Here is a 21,663-nt window from a genome sequence, read left to right as displayed (position 1 = left end):
GCTCCCGAGATCCGCGACAGGCGCCGACGATGAAGGCAGCGACTCCCGTCGGCATCGTCCTGGCCGTCGCGGGCATCGCGGTCGAGAAGGCGCTCGCCGCCTGAGCGGGGGCGCCGCCCGCGCGGCGCCCCGCTTCCGCGACACCCCGTCGCGGGACCAGCCACTCGACCGACGGTCGAGTGGCTTTCGTCGACCGGGCGGTGTGGAACGGCAGGGCACCCCGACAAGGTGTGGCGGGCATGCCCCACCCCACGACGTCCCGCCCGCTCCGAACTCCCGCCGCGGTGCTCGCGGCACTCGCCGTCCTGGCCGGATCCGCGACCCCCGCGGCCGCCGTCAACAGCGTCCCCGCCGCGAACACCTCGGTCTGGCAGATCCACGACGCCGCCCGCCCCGGTCTCGACACCGGATCGGTGCGCGCGGTGACGCAGAACCCCCTGCTCGGCTTCGGGTCGATCCGCGTCAAGGTGTCGCCGATCGCCGCGACCGACCCGAGCGCCCGGCTCAACGGGCAGATGCTCCGGGGCTTCGGCCTGACCTTCGACGGCGTCGACCGCTTCGAGACCACCAGCGCCGTCCGCCTCGGCGGCGTCGCCGTCGCCCGCGACGTGCTCGTCAAGCGGACCGCGAACTGGGCCCGCTGGCTCGACACGTTCACCAACACCACGACCGCGACGAAGACCGTCGAGGTCTCCTTCGGCGGGGCCGCCGGCCAGAACACCGGCACGGGCCAGAGCCGGGTCCTCGCCAGCGGCAGCGGCGACCTCACGATCGGCCCCGAGGACGCGTGGGTCGCGACCGGCGGCGTCGCCTCGACGGTCGCCAACCCGGCCGCCGGCCCCGCGCTCGGCGCACCGTCCGCGGTCGTGCTCGGCACCCCCGCCCCGTTCACCGGGGCGCTGGCCGGCACCGGCGTCCACCAGCGCGACCCGTTCGCCACGCCGCTCCCGACGACCGGCATGGAGGCCAACTTCTACGGCTACCGGAACACGCTCACGCTCGCGCCGGGCGAGACGAAGACGCTGCTGCGCTACGTCGTGATCGGCCGCACCGAGACCGCCGGGACCGCCGGCACCCAGATCAGCGCGACGACGACCGCCGCGGCGGGCCTCGCCGCCACCCCCGACGTCACCGGCCTCACCACCGGGGAGGTCTGCGAGCTCGCCAACTGGGACCTCGCCACGATCCCGAACTTCGACCCCGGCCTGTGCGCGGCGATCCCCGCCCCCGAGCCGCCCAGCGCCCAGCCGGTCCTCGCGCTCGCCCGCACGACCAGCCCGTACGACGTCGTCGGCCGGTCCCTGTCGGAGATCAAGGCCGACCTGGAGGCCGGGCGCACGACCTCGCAGGAGGTGGTGCGCGCCTACCTCGACCGCATCGGCGCCTACGACGGCGGGCCCTACGGCTTCAAGGCGTTCATCCACCTCAACGAGCGGGTGATGGCCCAGGCCCGCGCGGCCGACGAGGCCCGCGCCGCCGGCGACACCCGGCCGCTGCTCGGCATCCCGCTGGCGCTCAAGGACAACTACGACACGAAGGACATGCCCACCACCAACGGCACGCTCGCGCTCGAGGGCTACGTGCCCGACCGCGACGCCGGGCAGGTCGCCAAGCTCCGGGCCGCCGGCGCGATCTTCATCGGCAAGGCGAACCTCTCGGAGTTCGCGAACTCCGGTGGCTTCAGCGAGTCCGGATGGGGCCAGACCTGGAACGCCTGGAACCCGTCGAAGACCTCGTTCGGCTCCTCCGGCGGCACCGCGGTGGCGATCGCCTCGAGCATGGCCGCGGCGGGCCTGGGCTCCCAGACCGGCGTCTCGCTGTACGCCCCGTCGACCGGCAACGGCCTCGCGACCCTCCGGGCGACCGACGGCATGACCTCGGGCGCCGGGATCGCGCCGCTGACCTTCCTGCAGGACCACGGCGGGCCGATCGCCCGCACGGTCGAGGACCTCGCGCTGCTGCTGAACGTCACCTCGGGCACCGATCCCGACGACGTCCAGACGGTCGACGCCGACGCGGACGCCCGGCGTCCCGCCGACTGGACCACCGGGCTGCGCAAGGACGCGCTCGAGGGCAAGCGCTTCGGGTTCGTCGCCGACGCGTTCGGCACCACGTACGGTGACCCGCGGACGATCGACGCGGTCCGCGCGAGCTTCACGGCGCTGACCGCGGCGGGCGCGACCGTCGTCGAGATCCCGGCGCCCCCGGCGGCCCCGACAACCGCCCAGGGCTTCCCGCAGCCGGCGGGCGCGGGACGCCGCAACGAGGGCTGGAAGCGGTACTTCGCGCGCTCGGCCTCGCCGCCGTTCACGACCGCCGCGGGGGTCCTCTCGTCCCCCAAGGTGCTGCCGTACAACCGGCAGACGCTGACCGACGGCCCCGGCCTGACCGACGCCGAGGTCACGCAGATCCTCGACTACCGCCGGGAGTACAAGCGCCGCCTGGACCAGTGGATGACCGACAACGCCGTCGACGCGGTGCTCTACCCGGGCTTCCGCAGCGAGAACTTCGACAACGACGGCGCCACGCTCAGCTCCGACCGCAACTCCGGGATCCCGGTCTCCAACGCGGGCATGCCGACCGTCACGCTGCCGGTGGGCCTCGGCCCGTCCGGTGACCCGGTGAGCCTGCAGATCCTCGGCCGCAGCTTCGCCGACGCCACGGTGCTCGGGTACGGCTACGCGCTCGAGCAGCGCCTCGGCCTGCGGCTCGTCAGCCCGGCCAGCCCGAAGCTCGCCTACGACGCCAGCGCGCAGCCGCTGGAGATCGAGCAGCCGGAGCCCGCGCCCGCGCCGGTCACGCCGGCCCCGGTGCAGCCCCCGAGCAACGCCGGTCCCGGCACGCCGGCCCCCGCGCCCGCCGTCCCGCGGGGGCGGATCGCGCTCGACCTCGTGACGACCGCGGCGGGCCTGCGGCTGCGCGACGGTCGCGTCCGCGTCACGGTCGTCAACCGCGACCCCGCGGCGCTGCTCACCACGGTGACGCTCCGCGCCCGCGTCGGCCGCTCCCGGGTGACGATCGGCCGGGCGACCGTCCGGACCGTGGCGGGCGCCCAGCGGACGGCGAGGATCCTGCTGACGCGCAGCGCCCGGCGGGCGCTGCGACCGGGCCGCACCCTGCGGGTGACGTTCGTCGTCACCTCGCTGGACGCCGACGGGCGCCTGCGCTCCGTCAACACCGTCGCGACCGTGCGGCGCTGAGGCGCCGGCGGTCGCGGTCGACCACCCGCCCGGCGCGCGGCGCGCCGGGCGGCGTCAGGCCCTCGGCTCGGCTCGGCTCAGCAGAACCGCACGGTCCGCTCGACGTGCACGTCGTTGCGCAGCATCCCGGGGACGTCCACGGCGAGCGTCAGCTCCGTGCCTCGCCGGCGCGGGATCCGCAGGGTCAGCCGGGCGGCCTTCGCCGAGCGGGCCGCGACGTCCGGGCCGCGGTCGTAGCCGATCTCCTCGTAGGCGCTCGCCTGCACCTTGCGCCGCGGGTCGCGGGCGCCGGTCACCGTGATCCGCACGGTCACCGGGCCGCGCGCGCAGCGGCCGGGGATCCCCCGGACGGTCACCGTCGGGGGCTTCGTGTCCGCGCGGCGCAGCACCTCGAGCGAGTTCGTCAGCAGCCAGCGGCCGGTCGGCCCGGCGACGAGCTGCGTGTACGGGGCGTCCCCGTCAGCGATCGCCAGCAGGGTGCCGGACCCGCGCCCGGTCAGCCGGCCGCTGTCGGCGTCGCGCGCCCAGGTCTGGATGAACTGCCCGTCGCGCGGCGCCTCGCTGACCGTGCGGCGGTAGGTCGAGTAGATCTGGCGGCCGTCGACGCTCGCGGTGGCGGGCCCGTGCAGCGTGGGGCAGGCGGCGGCCGTCGTGCACGGGGCCGGCGTCAGGTCCCCGGTCGCGGACCGGGTCAGGACGTCGCCGCGGTCGGTGTCGCGGCTCGCGTCCTCCGCGCGCGGGCTGGTCAGGTACAGGTGCCCGCCGTCCCGCGGGAGGATCGCGGTCACCGGCACGCACGGGTCGTCGGCCCCCACGGCGCAGGTGCCCGGGCGCTCGAGCGGCAGGCCCGCCGCGCCGCCGGGCTGCGTGAGCGCGCCGTCCGCGCCGATCCGCGCCCGCAGGACGGTGAGCGTCCCGGTCCGCGCCCCGACCGCGTAGGCGTCCCGCCCGTCCGGGCCGATCGCGAGGTCGTCGCTCCAGCCCGTGCCGCGCGCCGGGGTGCAGCCCTCCGACGGGCCCGCGGACAGGCAGCCCGCCGGTCCGGCGACGGGCGTGAGCCCCCGGTCGGCCGGGTCGACCGTCAGCGACAGCAGGCGCGTGGGGGAGAGCGCGAGCGCGCGACCGCCGCCGGCGAGGCGCAGGCGCAGCGGCTCGCCGGCGGCGCCGCAGACCGCGGCCCCCGCGGACGGCAGGCACCCGTGGGCACCGGGGACGGGCACCGTGAGCGCGCCGGTCGCCCGGTCGCGCTGCAGCGTCATCACGCCCTGGCCGACGAGCCGGACGGCGCCGCCGTCGGGGTCGACGACCACGTCGGTGATCGCGGAGGGCGTCGCCGGGAGCGCGGTGCAGCCGCTGGAGACCGGGAAGCTGAAGCAGCCCGGCAGGCCGGGCACGCGGGTCAGCTCCCCGGTCGTCGCGGACTGGCGCAGCACGACGAGCCGCGCCCCGTCGGCGGTCGCGCGGACCTCGTAGGCGGTCGCGCCGTCGGGCGCGTAGGCGACCGCGGTCGGCCGGCCGCCGACGGTCGCCTGGTCGGCGTACGTCGTCCAGCTGGTCGTGCCCAGCCAGGACGGCTGGGCCGGCGCGGCGTCGGCCACGGTCGGCGCGAGGGCGGGGAGCAGGGCGGCCGTGGCGAGCGCGGCGGTGGCGGTGGAAGCGGGGCGCATGGGCGGCATCCTCGCGGCGCGCGCGGCCCGCGACCGCACACCTGGGGCTCGACCTTCCACACCCTCCGTCCACCGCCGGCTGGACGCGCCTGAAGATCGGCGGCGGGCGTCCGACGATCAGGGACGATGAAGGCCGCAACCGCCATCGGAGTGCTCCTCGCGATCGTCAGCCTCGTGGTGGGCGGCATCATGAAGGGCACCCAGCCCATGTCGCTGATCAACCCGGCGGCGTTCGTGATCATCATCCCGACGGTCGCGGGCTGCACGCTCGCCGCGGTCGGCATGGCGCGCTTCAAGCTCATCCCCGCGATGTACAAGCGCGCGTTCTCGCCGCCGGAGCTGAACCTCGCCGGCTCGGTCACGCAGCTCACCGGCTTCGCCGAGCGGGCGCGCAAGGACGGCCTGCTCGCGCTCGAGGAGGAGATCGAGGGCATCGAGGACGAGTTCACGAAGACCGGCATGCAGCTCGTCGTCGACGGCACCGACCCGGACCTCCTCATCGAGATCATGGAGGCCGACACCCGCGCGATGCACGCGCGGCACAAGGCCAACGCGGAGACCTTCATGAAGGCCGGGCAGTTCGCGCCGACCATCGGCGTCATGGGCACCGTCGTCGGGCTGGTGTCCGTCCTGGGAAACCTCTCCGCGCCCGAGACGCTCGGCCCGTCGATCGCCACCGCGTTCATCGCGACGCTCTACGGGATCGCGAGCGCGAACCTCATCTTCCTGCCCGTCGGCACCCGCCTGAAGGTCCTCTCCACCGAGGAGGTGGAGTCCCGTCAGCTGATCCTCGAGGGGATCATCGCGATCCAGGCCGGCGACAACCCGCGCATCGTGCAGCAGAAGCTCCTGAGCTTCCTCGCCCCCGCGGAGCGCGCCGAGGTCGGCGAGGGCGGCGGCAAGCCCAACCTGACGGCCGTCGAGGGCGGCGCGGCGCAGGCCGCCTGACCCGCACGCCATGGCCGCCCGGCGCCACAAGGGCCACGAGGAGCACGAGGAGCACTTCGACGAGTCCTGGCTCGTCTCCTACGCGGACATGATGACCCTGCTCGTCGCGCTGTTCATGGTGCTGTTCTCGATCAGCTCGGTGAACATCAGCAAGTTCGAGGACCTGCAGCGCTCCCTGTCCAACGCGTTCAGCGGCAAGGTGCTGCCGGGCGGCAAGGGCATCCAGGAGAGCGGCGGCAGCGACCCGAGCGTCAGCTCCGTCGTGAAGGCGCCGGACACCTCGGCGCTCGTCGCGCAGGACGGGACCGCCAAGCAGCAGGCCGCCGCCGCCAAGGCGGAGGGCGAGAACCTCGAGGCGCTGCGCAAGGCGATCGCCGGCGCGGTCCGCGACCGTGGCCTGTCGAGTCGCGTGCGCACCCGTGTCACCCGACGCGGACTGGAGGTCCGACTGCTCACCGACGACCTGCTGTTCGCCTCGGGCAGCGCCGTCGTGCAGGAGCGCGGCGCCGGGCTGCTGCGGGACGTCGGCGAGATCCTCGGGATGGAGAGCCAGCACCCGGTCGTCGTCGAGGGTCACACCGACGACGTGCCCATCGCCACCGCGCAGTTCCCGACCAACTGGGAGCTCAGCTCCGCGCGCGCCACCGGCGTCGTGCGCGCACTGACGGCCGCAGGGATCCCGGCGAAGCGGCTCACCGCGCAGGGTCGCGCCGACCTCGACGGCATCGCCAGCAATCGCACCGCGTCCGGACGGGCGCTCAACCGTCGCGTGGAGATCCTGCTCCCGCGTCAGGTCGCGCCGCCCACCGGCGCCGGCGCGACGACCTCCGGCGACCCGGCGGTGACTGCCGCCGTCGACGCCGCGTTCCCCTCGATCAGCCCCGAGATCCAGCCATGAAGAACATCAAGATCATCATCCCGATCCTCCTCGTCGCGCTCGGCGGCGCCTACAAGTTCGTGCTCGCCAAGCCGGCGGACGCGGGCCCGCCCCCGAAGGTCGAGGGTGAGGTGTACGTCCTGCCGAAGGAGTTCCTCGTGAACCTCGAGGACGGCAAGTTCGCGAAGCTCTCGGTGGCGCTCGTCTTCGACCACGGCTTCCACTCGGCCCCGGTGGCCGCGGTGACGCCGCCGGCCGGGGCGACGACGCGGGTGGCGCTCGCGTCCGTGCCGCGGTCCGGGTGGTCGGACATCCCGCCCGCGTCGCGGAGGACCGCGCCGGCTCCTGTCGCGCCACGGACGGTGTTCGCCGGTGGCGGCGCCCCGCCCCCGAAGCCGCCGGAGGGCTACGGCGTCCTGAAGCAGGAGGCGCTGATCCGCGCGATCGTGACCGACGAGCTGACGCAGACCGCGTCCCGCGAGCTCATGAGCGCGAAGGGCCGCAAGAAGCTGCGCAAGCACCTGCTCGAGCGCTTCCACAAGGAGACCGACGTGAAGGTCCACGACGTGCTCATCACCGACATCGCGGTCCAGTAGCCATGACCGACGATCTCCAGTTCGACGACCTGCAGCCCGCCCCGGGCGCGCCCGTGGTCGGGTCCGACGGGCGCCTGGACCTCGAGCGGTTGACCGACGTGAAGGTCGAGCTGACCGTCGAGGTCGGCCGCACCCGCATGTCGCTCGGGGAGGCGCTGGCGCTCGGTCCCGGCTCCGTGGTGACCGTCGACCGGCTCGCCGACAAGCCGGTCGACCTGCTCTGCAACGGCCGGCCGATCGCCCGCGGCGAGGTCGTCGTGATCGACGAGGAGTTCGGCCTGCGGATCACCGAGGTGATCGGGGCGGAGCCCGTCGCGTCGACCGAGCTCGCCGCCGCCGACCCCGGGGCGGGCGGGCCGCCCGCGCTCGAGGCGGCGTAGGCGGACGCGCGCCCGGCTCAGGCGGCGGTCGTCTCGCGGGCGCGCTCGTCCGCGACCGACGCGACGGGGGCGGGATCGTCGCGGAGCCCGCCGATCGCCTCCTTGAACTCGCGCAGGCCCCGTCCGAGGCCGCGACCGGCCTCCGGCAGCTTGCGCGGGCCGAGCACGATCAGGGCGATCGCGACGACGATGATGATCTCCATGGGGCCGACGTTGGGCATGCGTCGATCGTCGGGCCCGTCGCTGCGCGGCGCCTGGGACGTCCCTGGGAGCCCGCTGGGAGCGCCCGGCGCTCAGGCCGTCGCGGCCACGAGCGCCACGGCGCGCCCGGTCGGCTCGGCGTCGGGGGCCAGCAGCTCCCACGCGAGCCGGTCGCGCCACTGCGCGACGCGGCGCTCCGCGACCGTCCAGCCGTCGAGCAGCTCGTCGAGCGCCGGCCGGTCGTAGATCCGCTCGAACCCGGCGACCGCGAACGCGGGACCGTAGGGGACGGTGAGCAGCAGCCGGCCGCCGTCGGCGCGCACGAGGCCGCGCAGCGTCCGCAGCGCCGCGTGGTCGGCGCGCGCGGCGGACGCCTCCTGGCCGTAGTGGTCCAGGCCGAAGTGCTCGACCGCGCTGAGGCAGACGGCGACGTCGAACGCCGCGGGCCCGTCGTAGTCCTCCAGCCGGCACGCGGCGACCGTGAGGTCCGGGTGCGCGACCGGGTAGCCGCGCGGGTCGACGACCGTGACCGCGTGACCGAGCGTCGCGAGCGACACCGCGACCGTGCTCTCGCTGCCGCCGACGTCGAGGATCCGCAGCGGCCGGTCGGCGCCGACCTGGGCGAACACCCACGGCTGCTCGATCACGCGCTCGTTGACCATCAGCACCTCGACGCCGCCGGGCACGAGGTTGACCGGGACCGGCGGGTTGAACCACAGGCCGGCCTGCGCCGCGTACCCCTCCGGTCCGGCCGCCCAGTTCAGGTACGCGGCGTTGGTGTCGCGCAGCTGCGCGACCGGCTCGCCCAGACGCCCGTCGCCGTCCATCCAGCCCTGCGCCTGCAGGGCGCCGCGGCCGAACCGCTCGAGGTCGTCGAGGCGGTCGTGCAGCGTCTCGCGGCGGCGGCCGAGCCGGTCGTCGACGAGGCTGATCGTCCACTCGACGCGCTTGTCGAGGGCGTCGCGCAGCACGGAGGTGAGACCCATGGCGGCGAGGATAGGCGCCGCTCAGCGGTCGTGGTGCACGACCTCGACGTTGTGGCCGTCGGGGTCGAGCACGAACGCCCCGTAGTAGCCCGGGTGGTAGATCGGGCGCCGGCCGGGCGGGCCGTGGTCGACGCCGCCCGCCGCGAGCGCCGCGGCGTGGAAGGCGTCGACCGCGGGCTCGCCACCGGAGGACGAGAACGCCAGGTGCAGGTGCGCGGACGGCCGCTCCCCCGGCACGAAGGACACCGACCCGCCGCCGGCGCGCAGCAGCAGGTGGTCCGGGGAGTCGATCCCGACGGTCAGTCCCGCCGGCTCGAGGAACGCCGTGTAGAACGCGCGCGTCGCCGCGAGGTCGCCGACGCGCAGCCAGACGTGGTCGACGTGCCCGTCGGTGCGCCGCCGCCCGTGGTGGACCGCCTCGAGGCTCGTGCCGTCGGGGTCCAGCAGGAACGCCCCGTAGTAGTCGGGCAGGTACTGCGGACGGGGGCCGGGCGGCCCGGCGTCCCGCCAGCCCGCGGCCAGCCCGGCGGCGTGGAACGCGTCGACCGCGGCCCGGTCGGGGGCGACGAACCCGACGTGCGCGCCGGTCGTCACCGGATGCTCGGCGTCGGTCTGCTGCAGCGAGAAGTCGCGCCACTCCGGCAGCGTGGGGTCGTCGACGTTGCGCGCGATCCCGAGCGTCGAGAGCACCGCGTCGTAGGCGGGCCGGACCGCGTCGAGGTCGGTGACCCGCAGCGTCACGTGGTCGATCATCGGCGCAGCCCGGTGCGCAGGGCGAGCACGCGCTGGGCGGACGCCTCCGCCTCGGCGCGGGGCAGCCGGCCGGTCGCGATCTCGCGCGTGAGCGCCGCGTGCGCGTCGACGGCGCTCTGCGCGCGCCGGCCGAGGATCGCCAGGTCGACCCCGGCCCGCGCGGCGCGGACCGCCAGCTGCGCCGGGGTCCCGCGGGAGCGCAGCGCGTCCGCCTCGAGGTCGTCGGTGATCGACACGCCGCGGAAGCCGAACCGCTCGCGCAGCTCGCCGACCGCGATCCGCCGCGACAGCGGGGCGGGCAGGGGGTCGAGCGCCGGGTAGATCGCGTTGGAGAGCATCACCAGCTGCGCACCGGCGCGCACACCGGGCCGGAACGCCGCCTCGTCGACCCGTCGCAGCGTCGCCGCGGACAGGCCGATGCGCGCGACCCCGAAGTCCGTGTTCACGGCGGCGGCCCCGAAGCCCGGGAAGTGCTTCAGCGTCGAGGCGACGCCCGAGCGCCCCTGGCCCTGCACGAACGCGGCCGTCAGCCGACCGACGGTCGCCGCGCTCGACCCGTAGGAGCGGCCCTCGTTCGTGAGCGCGGCGCGCGGCCGGCCGACGTCGGCGACCGGCGCGAGGTTGACGTTCACCCCCGCCCGGCGCAGCGCCCGGCCCGCGGACACGCCGGACGCGCGCACGGTCGCCACGCCGCCCGCGGCCTGCTGCTGCGCGGACCGGTACGGCGGCGCGTCGTTCAGCCGCTTGGCGCCGGTCGTGCGGCCGTCCCCGCCCTCCTGGTCGATCGTCACGAGCAGCGGGACCGGCACCGGGCTGCGCCGGGCGAGCGCCTGGAGCTCGTCGCTGATGCGCCGCGCGCGGGCGACCGTCGGCGCCGAGGACGTGAAGAGGATCACCGCGCCGAGCTCGCCGCGGCGGATCAGCCGCCGGATCGCGGGACCCGGCACCTGCGTGTCGCGGAACGTCGCGACGAGCCGCTGGCCCGCGAGCTGCCCCGGGGTCAGCGAGGCGAGGTTCAGCGCGCGCGGCGCCGCCGTCGTCTGCGCGCGCGGACGCGGATCGTCGTCGCGGCCCGCGCCGCACGCCGGGACGGCGACGGTCAGCGCCACCAGACAGGCGATCTGCGACGGGCGTCGTGCCAGGTCGACCATGCGTCCAGTCTCGCAGTCAAGGCCCGGGGCCGCCGGCCGACTACCGGGCAGACCCGCCGCTCCCTCCCTCCCGCGGCGCCGGTCACTCCCTCCCTCCATGCATCTTCGAACCGCAGCGCGTGCCACGACGGTGGCCGGCGCCTCCCTGCTCCTGCTCGCTCCCGTGGCGCTCGCCGCACCCGGGGTCGCCGGCAGCGGCGAGGACACGCCCCTGAACCTCCCGGCGGAGCGCGCCGACCAGGCGTCCGCCGTCGGCGGCGGGGGCGGCTCGATCGTCCGCACGATCGTCGGCCTCGCCGTCGTCATCGGCGTCATCTACGGCCTCAGCTGGGTGCTGCGGCAGGTCAAGGCCAGCCGCGAGGAGCGCACGATGGGCCACGGGCTGCGGCCCGCCGCCACGATCGCGCTCGGCCCCAACCGGGCGCTGCACCTCGTGCACGCCGGCCGCGAGCTCGTGCTCGTCGGCGTCGCCGAGCAGGGCGTCACCCCGATCCGCACCTACACCCGCCAGGAGGCGGTCGACCTCGGGCTCATCCCCGACGACGCGCTCGACGCCGACGGGGACCCCGTCGCCCCGCAGCGCGCCCTCAGCAACCCGCGCACCGACGGGGTCGGCGCGCTCCTGGACGCGGTCCGCCGCCGGACGCAGCGATGAACGACGGCGGCAACGCGGTCCAGCTGCTGATCCTGATCGGCGGCATCACGCTCGTCCCGGCGCTGCTGTTCACCGTCACGGGCTTCACGCGCATCCTCATCGTCCTGGGCTTCATCCGCACCGGGCTGGGCACGCCGACCGCGCCGCCCAACCAGGTGCTCGTCGGCATCGCGATCTTCCTGACGATCTTCGTGATGGCCCCGACGTTCACGCAGATCAAGGAGCAGGCGATCGACCCGCTCACCGCGGAGAAGATCACGCAGGCCGAGGCGTTCGAGCGCGGCCAGAAGCCGCTGCGCGAGTTCATGTTCCAGCAGACCCGCACGAGCGATCTCGCGCTGTTCGTGAAGCTCGCGAAGCTCGAGCGGCCGAAGACCCGCGCCGACGTCCCGACCTACGTGCTGATCCCCGCGTTCATCATCAGCGAGCTCAAGACGGCGTTCCAGATCGGGTTCCTGATCTTCCTGCCGTTCCTCGTCATCGACCTCGTCGTCAGCTCGACGCTCATGTCGATGGGCATGGTGATGCTGCCCCCGGTCTTCATCTCCCTGCCGTTCAAGATCCTGCTGTTCGTCCTCGTGGACGGGTGGCACCTCGTCACCCAATCGCTCGTGCAGAGCTTCGCCTAGGAGCACGTCGCCGTGGACCAGGACACCGTCGTCAACCTCTCGACGCAGGCGATGGAGCTGTCGCTGAAGATCGCGCTGCCGCTGCTGCTGTGCGGCCTCGTCGTCGGCCTGCTCGTCTCCGTCTTCCAGGCGGTCACGCAGATCCAGGAGCAGACGCTCTCGTTCATCCCGAAGATCCTCGCGCTCGCCGTCGTGCTCGTCGTCGGCGGCCCGTGGATGCTCAACCAGCTGATGGTCTACACGACCGAGCTGTGGGGGTCGATCCCGTCGCAGATCGGCTGAGCCGTTGACCGTCGAGCAGCTGATCAACGAGTTCGGCGAGCAGCAGGTCGTCGCGTTCTTCCTCGTCCTCGCGCGCGTCAGCCCGCTGTTCGTGCTGGCGCCGCTGTTCAGCTCGCGCAGCGTCCCCGCGCGCGTGCGCGGGATCGTCGCGGTGGCGCTGGCGATCGGCCTCGGCCCGGTCGTCGGCCGTGACGCGCAGGTCGACCTCGACGTCTGGAACCTCGCGGCGCTGATCGGCAAGGAGCTGCTGGTCGGCGCGTCGTTCGCGTTCGCGCTCGCCGCGTTCTTCGCGGCGATCCAGGTCGCGGGCGCGTTCCTCGACACGCTCGTCGGGTTCTCCTACGGCGGCCTGATCGACCCGGTCACCGGCACGCAGTCCGCGGTCCTCACGCAGCTGTACGCGTTCGTCGGCGTCGCGATCTTCATCGCGATCGGCGGGGACGCCTGGGTGATCGAGGGCATGGCCCGCACCTACGAGCTCGTGCCGATGGACGCCTACCCGCAGCTCGGCGCGCTCGTGCAGGGCGCCGACGACGCGTTCGTCGGCGTGTTCGCCGCCGCGATCCAGGTCGCCGGCCCGGTCGTCCTCGCGCTGATCGTGACCGACGCCGCGTTCGGGGTCGTGTCGCGCGTCGTGCCGCAGCTCAACGTGTTCGCGGTCGGCTTCCCGGCCAAGGTGTTCGTCGGCCTGCTGCTGCTCGGCACGACGCTGCCGTTCGTCGCCGGCTGGATCGCCGACGAGCTGCAGCGCGACGTCGGCGCCGCCCTGCAGACCCTGAAGCTCGCGGGGTGAGCGGCGGTGGGCGGCGGGTCGGACAAGACCGAGAAGGCGACACCGAAGAAGCGCGCGGAGGCCCGCGAGAAGGGCCAGGTCGCGCGCTCCCCCGATCTCAGCGGCGCGATCGTGATGCTCGTCGGGGTCGTCGTCCTCGGCTGGGCGGGACCGGCGTACGTCGACCGGATGGGCACGACGATGCAGTCGACGCTCGCGAACCTCGCCGCGTTCGAGGAGGTCAACCGCGAGGGCGTCGGGCGGCTGCTGATGGACGCGCTGGTGACGTCGGTGCTGTGCGTGGCGCCGGTCGCGGTCGCGTGCGCGATCGCGGGCGCGGCGATCGGCGTCATCCAGGTCGGGCCGCAGCCGATGCCCAAGGCGCTGATGCCGGACCCCCAGCGGATGAACCCGGTCAACGGGTTCAAGAACATCTTCGGGCCCAACGCGATCGCCGAGGCGGTGAAGAGCTGCTCGAAGGTCGGGATCGTCGGGGCGATCGTGTTCGCCGCGGTCGGCCCGAAGCTCACGCAGCTCGGGGCGATGGTCGGGGTGGAGCCCGCGCAGCTCGCGGCCGCCCTGACCGGCGAGGTGCGGGCGATCGCGCTGCGCGCCGCGTCCGCCTACCTGCTGATCGGCCTCGTCGACTTCGGCTACCAGAAGTGGCGCAACGAGAAGCAGCTGCGGATGGACAAGCAGGAGGTCAAGGAGGAGGCCAAGGGCCAGTCGCTCCCGGCCGAGGTCCGCTCCGCGCAGCGCCGCCGGGCGATGCAGGCGGCGCGCGGCCGGATGATGGAGGACGTCCCGACCGCGGACGTCGTCATCACCAACCCGACGCACTACGCGGTGGCCCTGAAGTACGAGCACGGCGAGGCGGCGCCGATCGTCGTCGCCAAGGGCAAGGACATCCTCGCCGCCCGGATCCGCGAGCTCGCCACCGAGAACGGCGTGCCGCTCGTGCCCAACCCGCCCCTGGCCCGCGGCCTGCACGCCAGCGTCGAGGTCGGCCAGCAGATCCCCGAGGAGTTCTACGCCGCCGTCGCCCAGGTGCTGGCGTTCGTGTACCGCGTCGCGCGCCGCCGCCGCGCGGTCACGGGCTGACCCCCGGCGAGTGCGCCGCAGCTCACCAGAGTGGTGCGCTCAGACGCAGAGGCGCGGGTCCCGGCGCCCCAGCCCGTCGCGCCCCCCGGCCGCTACCGGGCGCGGCGCAGCACCGGCGCGCCGACCCGCACCGCGGTCGCCCGGCCGCGGTAGCGCACCACGAGCACGGTGGCGACCGTCCGTCCGCGGCGCAGCTGCCTGCGCGTCGCGGCGTCGACCCGCACGCGCACCGTCACCGCCCGCCGGCCGCGCGGCACGCGCGCGGTCGCCCGCCCGAGCCGCCGGCCGAGCCGGGTCGTCTTCGTCACCGGCCGTGGCGGACCGGCCGCCCGGCCCGCGAACGTCGTCCCGATCGCGTGCAGGGACACGGTGAACGCGCAGCCGTTCGTCGTCGCGACCGTGGCGCCGCACCCGACCACGATCCGGGCGACCCCCGACGCGTCGACCGTCAGCGGCGGGCGCGGGAGCGGCGGCGCGGCCGTCACCACGGTGTCGTTCCCGTCGTCTCGGTAGTCCGTGCACCACGCGGAGGTCACCGCGTAGGGGATCCCGTCGCGGCCCGGCCGGCCGCCCTGCACCTGCCACTCCACGCAGTACGGGTTCGGCCGCACGACCGCGCTGCGCGTCCCCTGCTCGACGCCGTTGCGTCCGGTCACGAGCTGCTCGCAGGACAGGCCGACCGGCGGCGTCGGGCCGGTGAAGGCGAGCGATGCGTCGCGGTAGATCTGGCCGTCGAACACCAGCGGCTGCAGCGAGGAGGCGGGGACGACGGTCGTCTGCCCGCCGGCCAGGTGCAGGCGCCAGACGATCCGGGTGCGCAGGCCCGTGAGCGGCCCGTCGTAGGTCGCGGTCCGGCAGGTCCGGTCGAGCTGACGGTAGGCCCCGACGGTCGGCGGCGCGGTGGCCCGCGGCGGGCCCGGGAGCGCGGCGGGCGCCGGCGTCGGGGCGGGCGCGCTGCGGGCGAGGATCGTCGCGAGCGGGCCGTCGGAGCTGAACCGGGTCGCCGCTCCCGCCCGTCCCTCGTCCAGGCAGACGACGCGCCCCCCGGCGGTCCCGTCGGCCAGCGGCCCGAGCGACGTCGGCGTGGGGGAGGCCGGGTAGTCGGCGGCGATCTCCCCGTTGTCGCGCAGCGCCCGGATGGAGTAGGAGTGGGTGACCCCGTAGCCGGCCGGACGCACGCGCACCTCGGTGTCGCTGCAGGTGAAGCGCTCGCCCTCCCGCGGCGGGGTCAGCGGGGCGGTCGGCCGAACCACCGTGACGTCGAGGTGCACGTACCGCGCCCCCGAGGTGACCGTCCGCGGCGTGCCGTTCTCGACGATGCTCGCCCGACAGCGGATCCACCGCTCGACGAGCGCCGGGTCGTCGAGCGTGAAGGTCCGGCCGGTCGCCCCCGCGATCGGGGTGCCCGGCTCGGTGATCCCCGGCCCGACGAGCCAGGTGACCGTGAGCGACGGGTCGGCGTCGAAGCGGCCGGCGTCGCACGTGACCGTCTCGTCGAAGCGCGCGTCGCCCGTCACCTCCGCGGTCGGCGGCGGGGCGACCACCGGTCGCGGGGCGCTCGTCGCGGTCGCGCTCCCGGCGGCGTTCGCCCCGGTCACGCGACAACGCAGCTGCTTGCCGGCGGCGGTCGGCGGCGGCACGAACGTCGGGCCCGTCCCGGCGGCGGCCGCGTCGTCCACGAGCCACTCGTAGGCGAACGTCGGGCTGCCGGTCCAGCTGCCCGGGTCGCACGTCGCGGACTGCCCGGTGACCGGCTCGGCCGGGGAGACCGAGGGGAGCGTCGTGTTCTGCGGTGCGGGGACCGGCGGACCGCTCGTCGGCGGCAGCACGCGCGCGAACGCCTTGTACTGGAGGCCCGCGTCCCCGTCGAGCGTCGCGGACGAGGTGCTGAAGAGCACGACCCGCCCGTCGAGCGACACGGCGGGCGGGAACGCGATCTGCCCGCCGGAGGCCGGTGCCCCGCCCGCCCCGTCCGCGCGGCTGACGAGCACGGTCGTCCCGCCCGGCAGGTCACGGGCGTAGACCTGGAAGCCCGTCACCCCGCTGACGACGTTCGTCGGGCTCGCACCGACGTACGCGACCCGCTCGCCGTCGTCGCTGATCGCCGGCTGCCAGGCGTTGTTGTCGAGCTGCGTCCCGCCGCCGGGGCGCGGCACCGAGACGAGGTCCAGGGCGCCGTCGATCGCGCCGGCCGGGCCACCGAACGTCAGCCGCTGCCGGTACACCCCGAAGCTCGTGCTCGTCTTCCCGGCGACGAGGTTCCCGGCGTTGCTGTCGAACGCGACGTACCGGCCGTCCGGGGTGATCCGCGCGCCACCGGACTCCGTCTGGCCGGTCGCCCCGCCGCCGAAGCGGCCGTAGTCCCCGCTCGCCGAGCGGTTGAGCGCGTAGGTCCGGTCGGTCTGCAGGTCGCGCAGGTAGGCCTGCCGGTAGCCGGGGTCGAAACCGGTCCCGGCGACGAGGACGTCCGCGGAGGTCCAGGTCACGTAGCGGCCGTCCTCGCTGACGGTCGGCTGGTCGACGGCGGGCCCCTGCGGCACGAAGCCGGTGTCGTCGGTGCGCCCGTCGCGCAGGTCGACGCGGACGATCGACCCGCTGCTCATGTCGCGCCGGTACAGCCGCGGCAGGCCGTTGGAGGTGCCCGCGCCCGGCAGGTTCGTGGCGTACGAGCCGAAGACGACGTAGCGGCCGGTCGCGCTCATGCCGGCGAGGAACGCGTCGCCGTTGGCGCCCGGGTCGACCCGGGCGGTGGTCCCGGTGACGCGGTCGCGGCGGCAGAGCCGTCCACCGTCGCACGGGAACGTCACGTGGCGGCCGGTCGCGTCGATGCTCAGCTCGCTTCCGCCGCTCACGAACGGCACGAGCGCGCCCGGCCGGCCGGCGACGTCGCTGCTGCGGCTGACCGCCTCGACCTCCCCGGTGAGCCGGTCGCGGACGTACACCGCCGCCGCGTTCTCGTTCCCGGGGATCCGCGCGTCCCCGCTGTAGCTGTCGTTGCCGTGCGCGACGAACGCGACGTACCGGCCGTCCGCGGACAGCGCGGTACCGCCCACGCCCATCCCGGCGGTGGTGGTCGCGCCGACGCTGCTGCGGAACTGCTCCCCGACGTTGCGGCCGTCGAGCCCGCCGACGGACTGCTCGCGCAGCGTGTCGGCGGGGGCGCCACGGGAGTGCGCACGCGACGGACGACCGCGTCGCGCGCCGCGGTCGTGTCCGCGGCGACGAGGTCGGTGGCCAGCGACGTGAACGCGACGGTGATGCCGTCCTGGGCGAGCGCGGGAGCGACCAGGGCGCCCTCCCCGCCGGTGCTGCTGTCGGCGTCGCCACCGGTGGCGCCGCTGCGCGAGGCGAGCGTCAGCAGGTCCCGGCGGAGGTCGGCGACGTACACCTGCGCGCGGCCGCGCGGGTCGCCGGCCGCGAGGTTCGTCGCGGTCGACGCGAACGCGACGACCCGTCCGCGCCCGGAGATCGTCGGGGGTCCGGCGTCCTCGTTCGCGGTCGTGTCGGGGGCGCCGGCCGGGTGGCTGACGAGCGTCGTGGTCCCGACGACGAGGTCGCGCACGGCGACCTGCAGCCGGAACGACGGCGACAGCGCCCGAGTCGCGAACGCGACCGCGTTGCCGGCGGCGGAGAGGTCCGGCCGCAGGCCGTCGAGCTGGGTGCCGAGCGTCGTGACCGACGCGAGCGTCGTGACGTTCCCGGGCTGGCGCACGTAGACGCGCAGGTCGGCGGCGAACGCGACGCGCAGGCCGTACTCGTCGATCGACGGGGTGGCGGCGGTCGCGGCGATCGGCGTGGCGGCCGTGCCGTCCTGGGCGGAGACGAGCACGGTCGTGCGCGGGCTCACGTCGAGGTTGCGCTGCCAGACCTGGCCGTCCGCGGTGAAGGCGACGTGCTGCCCGTCGCCGCTGAGGTCGAAGTCGGCGGTCGGGCTGCCATCGAGCGCCCCGGCGTCCCCGTCGGCGCGGCTGGCGACCGTGAGCGTCGGGGTCGGACCGGAGAGGTCGGCGACGAGGACCTGCTCGACCCCGGCGGGCGGCGCGGCCCCGCCCCCGGCCGCGGTGATGAGGTTCGCGGCGTCGGTCGCGAACGCGACGACGGTCCCGCGGTGCGAGATCCGGGGCTTGTCCGAGCAGCCGCCCCCGGTCGACCCGCCGGGCACGCGGCTGACGACGACGGTCTCGCCGGTGAGCAGGTCGCGCCGGAACACGTCGCACGTGCCGTTGGTGTCGTAGCCAGCCTGGCCGGCGACGACGTCGGCCGCGTCCGAGGTGAAGACGGCGTAGCGCGAGCCGGCGAGCGCGACCTCCCGCGCCCCGGCGGGCGTGCCGTCCGCGGTCGCCGAGACGAGGTCGGCGACGGGCGCCATCGGCACCGCCGCGCCCGCGGTCCCGGGCGCGGCGGCCCCGACGAGCACGGGCAGCAGCAGGGCGAGCACGGCGAGCGGTCGGCGCATGGTCCGGACCATCGCGTGTGCGCGCGGCCGGCGCAGCAGCCCAAGGGCTGGTCCCGGCCGACCCCTTCAGCAGGCGGTCGCCTCCTCCTCGAGCGTCACGGCGAGCACGTGGGGGCGCCCGAGCAGCGCGCGGCGCGCGAGGTCGAGGTCGCCGCTGATCCCGAGCCGGATGCCGTTGTGCCGGTGATCGAGCCAGCCGATGTGGACCTCGAAGCCGGGGCCGCTGCCGCTGGTGAAGACGTTCGTCTCCAGCGCCTCGCGGAGCGCGAGCAGCGTCGCGCGGTGGGGGTGGAACCGCAGCCGCCCGGGCCACGCGGACAGGGCGCGGGCCGTGGCCGGGAGGTCGGCGAGCGGGCCGACGACGCCGACGAAGATCCGGCCGTCCTGGCGCCAGCAGCCGGCGAGGGCCTGGGGAAAGCGCTCGAGCAGGTCCGCCTCGAGCTGGCGCACGCCCGGCCGCCAGTCCGGGGGCGCGGGGACGACGGCCGCCGGGTCGGCCGGCGCGAGGCGCAGCGATCGCTCCAGCGCGGTCAGGTCTTCCACCGTCCGGGCAGCGAGCACGCGACGCCGCGCCCAAGGACGCCGGTTCGGGAGCGCCGCGAGCAGCGTCGATCTCCGGTTCTCGAGCAGGTGTTCGCCGGGGAGCACGGTCGGGCCTCGCGGAGACATCGGCGTGGAGGCCGCAGCGCGCACCGAAATTGCGGCATGTGGCGCGTTTGCGCTGGCGTTCGGCGGGGAGCGGCGCGTCATTGCCGGTACCGTCCGCGTCGTGCGTCGCCTGCGGGCATCCCTGCTCGTCGTCCTGTTCCTCGCGATCGGCGTCGCGGTCGCCGTCAGCGTCTGGCCCGCCTCCGAGGAGGACCCCTGCGGCTGGACGTGCTACTCGCCGACGGTGGAGGTCGGCCGGTGACCCTCCAGCTCGGGTGCTCCTCGCCCGTGCTTTCGCCTCTTCAGGTCGCCCACTCGGCTCGGCACGGCGGCGCCCGGCGAGTGCTGGCGAGCGTCGCCCGGGTGCCGTGCTTCCACGCCGACGCGCCCGGGGGCGAACTGGGTGGAGCGATGCCCACATATGGGCTTTCGTCCACCCAGTTCGGGCAGGGAGGCTTCCACGGAAGCCCCTGGGCCGCGAGCGCCCTGCGCGACGACCACGCGGAGGCAGCTGCCGCGTTCACTCGGGCGTCATAGGGGACCGGCGAAGTCCCCGAGACCAAGGGTCACCGCCGCCGCCCGTGCGGTCCGACGGCCGCGTGCTGTCTCCGACCAGCCGGCAGCATCCTGCGCTTCGAGGCCCCGCTCCTCCAGGCGGCGCAGTACCCGCGGCACCCTGAACCCCCGCCAACCTTTGGCCTTCCTGAGCTCACGTTCGGTCGCGCCCCGGCGAGCCGAGATGAGGATCAGGACGCTCGCGTCGAACCGACGCAAACCCTCGAGCGCCACCGCCGCGTGACGGTCGGGATCGGAGGGCAGGCCGTCATCACGTTGCATCTTCGTCAGCCTTGCGCCAGGCACGACCGCTGGCGCTCCGATGAGAGTCGACCGTTGAGCGGCGCCCCAAGCGAGCAAAGCAGTGGTTCAACATCCGTGACTCCTCCTATGCGTGGAGGCAAGCGTGGCGGCTGGCTCGCTTCCGCGCGGACGCGACCGTCGCACAAGGAGCAGCGAGCGGGCGTGAGAGAGTTGACCGATGACTCCGTCGCGGCTCGCGGATCTTGTGTCGGAGCTCGCACGACTGCCGGGCGTGCGCGTTGCGCCGGCCTCCGGCGAACCGCGCGTTTCACATCCGGCGGTGACCCGAGGCCGAGCCAGTCCTTTGTGCCGGCCCCGCTGAATCAGGCCGCTGCGGCGCGAAGAGCGTCGGCGACGATCTGCTCGACGTTGCGACCCTCCCGGTCGGCGCGTTCTGTCAGCGCGTCCAGCGTGCCGGCGTCGACGGGCACCGTGACCGTCACAAGGATGTCCGGGCTTCCCTTTGAGACGTGAACCTCCGCGTCGGCGAGCTCGGGAGTCACTTGGGTCTACAAGAACGATGCCGACGGCGTGGTCACGCTTGCGGCGGCGGGAGCGATCCCACCGCTCTCGCTGGCTGTCGGCGCCAACGAGGTCTACTGGACCCAAGACGGTGCGGCGCAGCGCCGTTCGCTCACGAAACTCAAGGGCCGGACCTCGAATCCGAACCGGACGTACTGCCAGCGCCCGCGCTGAATGCCCTCAAGGCTCTCGCATTGCGCGACAAGCACGCGCCGCCATGAACGAGCGCGCGTGAGCGCTCGCCGAGCGCGAGGTGCGGCACCGGGACCCCACCGCGACGGCGGTTCAGGTGAACCGGGGAGCGCTCAGTCGACCCGCAGCCGCACGAGCGGCAGCGAGAAGCCGGGGAGGAGCGGCGACGTCAGCGTCTCGCCGGTACCGAGCAGGGCGTCCGGCTCGCCGGGACGGGTGACGACGACCGTCGCGGTGAGCGGGCCGACGAGCCACACCTCGCGGGTGCCGGCCTCGAGGTAGCGCTCGCGCTTGACCTCGCGGTCGTAGCGCGCCGTGCTCTCCGGCGGACCTCGACGACGAGGTCGCCGACCGGCCACGCGCGCGCATCCGCCGGCAGGTCCCGGCCCGGCGGCGAACCATTGGATGTCGGGAACCAGGATGCTGGCCGACCCCGGATCGACGGCGACCTCCGGGAGCACCTCGTCGCGGCCGGTCGCGGCGTCTGTCCAGATCAGGAGCGCGGAGGCCACACGGAGCGCCACGCGCTGATGCGCCCGGCTCGGCGGGTTCATCTCGAGCACCTCACCGTCGAGGAGCTCGAGTCGCGGACCGTGGGGTCTCGGGGAGTGCGAGGAACTCCGCGGTCTTCATGCGTGGTGCGGCGCTCATCGGCCGGTCATCGTCGGTGCCTCCTGCTCGGGTGTCCACGTCGTTCCTCGGGCCCGGGCGCCGGAAACTCGCTCCCGTCTCAAGTCCCCGTCACCCCGTCCGACCACCCAGGTCAGGCCCCGCGGCCTCCCTCCACCG

21 protein-coding genes and 1 pseudogene are annotated in these 21,663 nt (G+C 74.9%); 12 read left to right on the top strand and 10 right to left on the bottom strand.

What is annotated here, in order from left to right:
* The first annotated feature begins 239 nt into the window (after positions 1–239).
* Positions 240–3,200 (top strand): amidase, encoded by a 2,961-nt coding sequence (locus GKE82_RS14520; RefSeq protein ID WP_154733796.1) that lies wholly within the window; start codon positions 240–242, stop codon positions 3,198–3,200.
* A gap of 77 nt (positions 3,201–3,277) precedes the next feature.
* Here the strand turns inward: GKE82_RS14520 and GKE82_RS14515 are convergent, their stop codons facing one another.
* A complete protein-coding gene (locus tag GKE82_RS14515; protein WP_154733795.1) occupies positions 3,278–4,867 on the bottom strand; it encodes a hypothetical protein in 1,590 nt (529 codons plus the stop codon).
* A 126-nt stretch (positions 4,868–4,993) separates the two neighbouring features.
* On the opposite strand from GKE82_RS14515, the gene GKE82_RS14510 reads away from it, so the two are divergent.
* From GKE82_RS14510 to fliN, 4 genes are read left to right on the top strand one after another with little or no spacing between them, the layout of a single operon-like run.
* Positions 4,994–5,815 carry a flagellar motor protein gene (locus GKE82_RS14510; RefSeq protein WP_154733794.1) on the top strand — a complete coding sequence of 274 codons (822 nt, stop codon included), beginning with the start codon at positions 4,994–4,996 and terminating at the stop codon, positions 5,813–5,815.
* Between the two features lie 10 nt (positions 5,816–5,825).
* Positions 5,826–6,713: a flagellar motor protein MotB gene (locus tag GKE82_RS14505; RefSeq protein WP_154733793.1), complete on the top strand. Its 888-nt coding sequence runs from the start codon at positions 5,826–5,828 to the stop codon at positions 6,711–6,713.
* Positions 6,710–7,288 carry a flagellar basal body-associated FliL family protein gene (locus tag GKE82_RS14500; RefSeq protein WP_154733792.1) on the top strand — a complete coding sequence of 193 codons (579 nt, stop codon included), beginning with the start codon at positions 6,710–6,712 and terminating at the stop codon, positions 7,286–7,288. Before GKE82_RS14505 ends, GKE82_RS14500 begins: the two co-directional genes overlap by 4 nt.
* A 2-nt stretch (positions 7,289–7,290) precedes the next feature.
* Positions 7,291–7,668, top strand: coding sequence for a flagellar motor switch protein FliN (fliN, locus tag GKE82_RS14495; RefSeq protein ID WP_154733791.1), 378 nt, complete (start codon positions 7,291–7,293; stop codon positions 7,666–7,668).
* A gap of 17 nt (positions 7,669–7,685) precedes the next feature.
* Here fliN and GKE82_RS14490 read toward each other — a convergent pair whose 3' ends face one another.
* The 4 genes from GKE82_RS14490 to GKE82_RS14470 form a co-directional block, all read right to left on the bottom strand.
* Complete coding sequence (locus GKE82_RS14490; RefSeq protein WP_154733790.1) at positions 7,686–7,889, bottom strand: twin-arginine translocase TatA/TatE family subunit; 204 nt, start codon at positions 7,887–7,889, stop codon at positions 7,686–7,688.
* 72 nt (positions 7,890–7,961) lie between these two features.
* Positions 7,962–8,855: a bifunctional 2-polyprenyl-6-hydroxyphenol methylase/3-demethylubiquinol 3-O-methyltransferase UbiG gene (locus tag GKE82_RS14485; protein ID WP_154733789.1), complete on the bottom strand. Its 894-nt coding sequence runs from the start codon at positions 8,853–8,855 to the stop codon at positions 7,962–7,964.
* Positions 8,856–8,876: 21 nt separating this feature from the next.
* On the bottom strand, positions 8,877–9,299 hold the full coding sequence (locus GKE82_RS31460) for a VOC family protein (protein WP_375337044.1): 423 nt from the start codon (positions 9,297–9,299) through the stop codon (positions 8,877–8,879).
* 305 nt (positions 9,300–9,604) lie between these two features.
* On the bottom strand, positions 9,605–10,759 hold the full coding sequence (locus GKE82_RS14470) for a glycoside hydrolase family 3 N-terminal domain-containing protein (protein ID WP_196189240.1): 1,155 nt from the start codon (positions 10,757–10,759) through the stop codon (positions 9,605–9,607).
* A gap of 130 nt (positions 10,760–10,889) precedes the next feature.
* Between GKE82_RS14470 and GKE82_RS29945 the strand changes: the two genes are divergently transcribed.
* From GKE82_RS29945 to flhB, 5 genes are read left to right on the top strand one after another with little or no spacing between them, the layout of a single operon-like run.
* A complete protein-coding gene (locus GKE82_RS29945; protein WP_196189239.1) occupies positions 10,890–11,414 on the top strand; it encodes a flagellar biosynthetic protein FliO in 525 nt (174 codons plus the stop codon).
* Positions 11,411–12,043 (top strand): flagellar type III secretion system pore protein FliP, encoded by a 633-nt coding sequence (gene fliP / locus GKE82_RS14460; protein WP_107567583.1) that lies wholly within the window; start codon positions 11,411–11,413, stop codon positions 12,041–12,043. Before GKE82_RS29945 ends, fliP begins: the two co-directional genes overlap by 4 nt.
* A gap of 12 nt (positions 12,044–12,055) precedes the next feature.
* Positions 12,056–12,325, top strand: a complete 270-nt coding sequence (fliQ, locus tag GKE82_RS14455; RefSeq protein WP_107567582.1) for a flagellar biosynthesis protein FliQ — start codon at positions 12,056–12,058, stop codon at positions 12,323–12,325.
* A gap of 4 nt (positions 12,326–12,329) precedes the next feature.
* The gene (gene fliR, locus GKE82_RS14450; protein WP_154733787.1) at positions 12,330–13,118 is read left to right on the top strand and encodes a flagellar biosynthetic protein FliR; all 789 of its coding nucleotides are present in this window, start codon (positions 12,330–12,332) and stop codon (positions 13,116–13,118) included.
* Between the two features lie 6 nt (positions 13,119–13,124).
* Positions 13,125–14,198, top strand: coding sequence for a flagellar biosynthesis protein FlhB (gene flhB, locus GKE82_RS14445; protein ID WP_154733786.1), 1,074 nt, complete (start codon positions 13,125–13,127; stop codon positions 14,196–14,198).
* Between the two features lie 92 nt (positions 14,199–14,290).
* Here the strand turns inward: flhB and GKE82_RS14440 are convergent, their stop codons facing one another.
* Both GKE82_RS14440 and GKE82_RS14435 read right to left on the bottom strand, forming a co-directional pair.
* Positions 14,291–17,257: a hypothetical protein gene (locus GKE82_RS14440; protein WP_154733785.1), complete on the bottom strand. Its 2,967-nt coding sequence runs from the start codon at positions 17,255–17,257 to the stop codon at positions 14,291–14,293.
* A gap of 1,463 nt (positions 17,258–18,720) precedes the next feature.
* The gene (locus tag GKE82_RS14435) at positions 18,721–19,197 is read right to left on the bottom strand and encodes a hypothetical protein (RefSeq protein ID WP_154733784.1); all 477 of its coding nucleotides are present in this window, start codon (positions 19,195–19,197) and stop codon (positions 18,721–18,723) included.
* Between the two features lie 226 nt (positions 19,198–19,423).
* On the opposite strand from GKE82_RS14435, the gene GKE82_RS14430 reads away from it, so the two are divergent.
* Entirely contained in the window at positions 19,424–19,564 is a 141-nt protein-coding gene (locus GKE82_RS14430) for a hypothetical protein (RefSeq protein WP_154733783.1), read from the top strand.
* Between the two features lie 269 nt (positions 19,565–19,833).
* On the opposite strand, the gene GKE82_RS14425 is transcribed toward GKE82_RS14430, so the two are convergent.
* Both GKE82_RS14425 and GKE82_RS14420 read right to left on the bottom strand, forming a co-directional pair.
* Positions 19,834–20,139: a hypothetical protein gene (locus GKE82_RS14425; RefSeq protein ID WP_154733782.1), complete on the bottom strand. Its 306-nt coding sequence runs from the start codon at positions 20,137–20,139 to the stop codon at positions 19,834–19,836.
* A 344-nt stretch (positions 20,140–20,483) separates the two neighbouring features.
* Positions 20,484–20,663 (bottom strand): ribbon-helix-helix protein, CopG family, encoded by a 180-nt coding sequence (locus tag GKE82_RS14420; RefSeq protein WP_154733781.1) that lies wholly within the window; start codon positions 20,661–20,663, stop codon positions 20,484–20,486.
* A 28-nt stretch (positions 20,664–20,691) separates the two neighbouring features.
* Between GKE82_RS14420 and GKE82_RS14415 the strand changes: the two genes are divergently transcribed.
* Positions 20,692–20,856: a hypothetical protein gene (locus GKE82_RS14415; RefSeq protein ID WP_154733780.1), complete on the top strand. Its 165-nt coding sequence runs from the start codon at positions 20,692–20,694 to the stop codon at positions 20,854–20,856.
* Positions 20,857–20,987: 131 nt separating this feature from the next.
* Here the strand turns inward: GKE82_RS14415 and GKE82_RS14410 are convergent.
* Positions 20,988–21,464 (bottom strand): annotated as a pseudogene (locus tag GKE82_RS14410) (Uma2 family endonuclease); the annotation flags it as partial.
* Positions 21,465–21,663 lie beyond the last annotated feature (199 nt).

The organism is Conexibacter sp. W3-3-2 (assembly GCF_009707605.1).
In the GTDB taxonomy this organism is placed as follows: Bacteria; Actinomycetota; Thermoleophilia; order Solirubrobacterales; family Solirubrobacteraceae; genus Paraconexibacter; species Paraconexibacter algicola.
Note: the sequence above shows the minus strand (reverse complement) of the source record. Positions and strands in the feature narration are given on the sequence as shown.

What these genes read in the sequence shown, in the direction of transcription:
- fliP (WP_107567583.1), top strand. Translation starts at nt 11,411, where the DNA reads ATGAACGACGGCGGCAACGCGGTCCAGCTGCTGATCCTGATCGGCGGC.
- GKE82_RS14520 (WP_154733796.1), top strand. Translation starts at nt 240, where the DNA reads ATGCCCCACCCCACGACGTCCCGCCCGCTCCGAACTCCCGCCGCGGTG.
- GKE82_RS14500 (WP_154733792.1), top strand. Translation starts at nt 6,710, where the DNA reads ATGAAGAACATCAAGATCATCATCCCGATCCTCCTCGTCGCGCTCGGC.
- GKE82_RS14425 (WP_154733782.1), bottom strand. Translation starts at nt 20,139, where the DNA reads ATGCAACGTGATGACGGCCTGCCCTCCGATCCCGACCGTCACGCGGCG.
- GKE82_RS14510 (WP_154733794.1), top strand. Translation starts at nt 4,994, where the DNA reads ATGAAGGCCGCAACCGCCATCGGAGTGCTCCTCGCGATCGTCAGCCTC.
- GKE82_RS14505 (WP_154733793.1), top strand. Translation starts at nt 5,826, where the DNA reads ATGGCCGCCCGGCGCCACAAGGGCCACGAGGAGCACGAGGAGCACTTC.
- GKE82_RS14470 (WP_196189240.1), bottom strand. Translation starts at nt 10,759, where the DNA reads ATGGTCGACCTGGCACGACGCCCGTCGCAGATCGCCTGTCTGGTGGCG.
- GKE82_RS14440 (WP_154733785.1), bottom strand. Translation starts at nt 17,257, where the DNA reads ATGGGCGTGGGCGGTACCGCGCTGTCCGCGGACGGCCGGTACGTCGCG.
- GKE82_RS14485 (WP_154733789.1), bottom strand. Translation starts at nt 8,855, where the DNA reads ATGGGTCTCACCTCCGTGCTGCGCGACGCCCTCGACAAGCGCGTCGAG.
- GKE82_RS14490 (WP_154733790.1), bottom strand. Translation starts at nt 7,889, where the DNA reads ATGCCCAACGTCGGCCCCATGGAGATCATCATCGTCGTCGCGATCGCC.
- fliN (WP_154733791.1), top strand. Translation starts at nt 7,291, where the DNA reads ATGACCGACGATCTCCAGTTCGACGACCTGCAGCCCGCCCCGGGCGCG.
- GKE82_RS14515 (WP_154733795.1), bottom strand. Translation starts at nt 4,867, where the DNA reads ATGCGCCCCGCTTCCACCGCCACCGCCGCGCTCGCCACGGCCGCCCTG.